Origin of the sequence: Mycoplasmoides pirum ATCC 25960, from assembly GCF_000685905.1 — a bacterium.
Taxonomy (GTDB): Bacteria; Bacillota_I; Bacilli_A; order Mycoplasmatales; family Mycoplasmoidaceae; genus Mycoplasmoides; species Mycoplasmoides pirum.
The window spans coordinates 1-1,220 of record NZ_JMKZ01000006.1; the positions used below are offsets into that span (position 1 = coordinate 1).

Annotated in this window: 1 protein-coding gene; it reads right to left on the bottom strand. The window is 20.2% G+C overall.

Going from position 1 to position 1,220, the window contains the following annotated elements:
- Positions 1 to 774: hypothetical protein (locus tag T397_RS04135; RefSeq protein ID WP_036449362.1), on the bottom strand; the 774-nt coding region annotated here is incomplete at its 3' end.
- Between the last annotated feature and the right edge of the window lie 446 nt (positions 775 to 1,220).

The window sequence follows — 1,220 nt, forward strand, 5'->3', positions numbered from 1 at the left end:
ATTTTGAATTTCAATAAATTTTGCTGATATTTGATTTAAAATATCATTTTGTGTGCTTTTTATTTTAAAACCTGTAAATGTTTTTCTATCCGTAAAATTGACATCGTCTCAACTAGTTGGGCCACGATTAAAAATTGTAAAATGAAAAACTAATATACCTTTGTTGTCATCAATTTCAAAAGAATAATTTTTAAGTTCTCAAAAATTATTTTTAATAAATTCTTTTACAATTGGTTCTATTTTTTCCTTTGCATCAGATGCATAAATAGAATTGCCGCTTAATGAAATTTGATTTTGTATTTCATTTAATTTGCCATATAGTTTATTTTGAATTTCAACAAAAGATTCTGTTTTTCGAAAATTTTCAAAAACATAACTTTCTGAAATAGTAGTTTGGTTTTTTGAATAAGTAAACAAATATGTCAATAATCCATTTCCATTATCTGTAAACATTTTTGATCTTGTGATTTCGTATCCATTTTTACTAAAAAAACTTTCTAAATATTCACGAAGTGATTCTCTAGCATCTATTGGGTATGTTTTATAATTATCTAAATTTATTTGTTCTTGAACTTCTGCAAATTTGTTATATACAAAATTTGTAACATCATTTTTTGCTAATCTAATATAACTATTTGTTATTAATTGATTTTGATTTTTTAAAACAAAGTTATTTTTGTTCAAAATTGTTATGGAAATTACACTTGGAATTATTAAACCTAAACTCAAACCAAAGAATATAAAATTTTTCTTTAATATTTTTTTCTTTTTCATTTTAGAATTCTCTACTATTTTTAAAAATCTAAATGACAATAGTTACAATGAAACAAGGGTTTATTAAATAAACATATTTTTTTAAATATAACTAAGTAAATAATTTAATAATTATTTAGATTTAATGGGATTATATAAAAAAAAATAAAAAAAACCAAATATTGGTCTTTTTTTATTTGTTTATAATGTTTTAAAAATACATTTGATTTTAGTTGGATTTATGAATATCAATAATAAAATTATTAAATTTTAGTAGAAAATTATTTTTTAATTATTAACTTAAAGGTTTAGTTTTGCTACTGTAATTTGTTGTTCTAATTGGTGAATTAATACCTTTATATTTTTTATATGGCACAAGTTCTTTTGTTTTTAAATTAGATTTTGAATTTTTAGATGTTAACAAAGGAATAGTTGAAATATTTTTAGTTTTTGCTGTAACAAGTGAA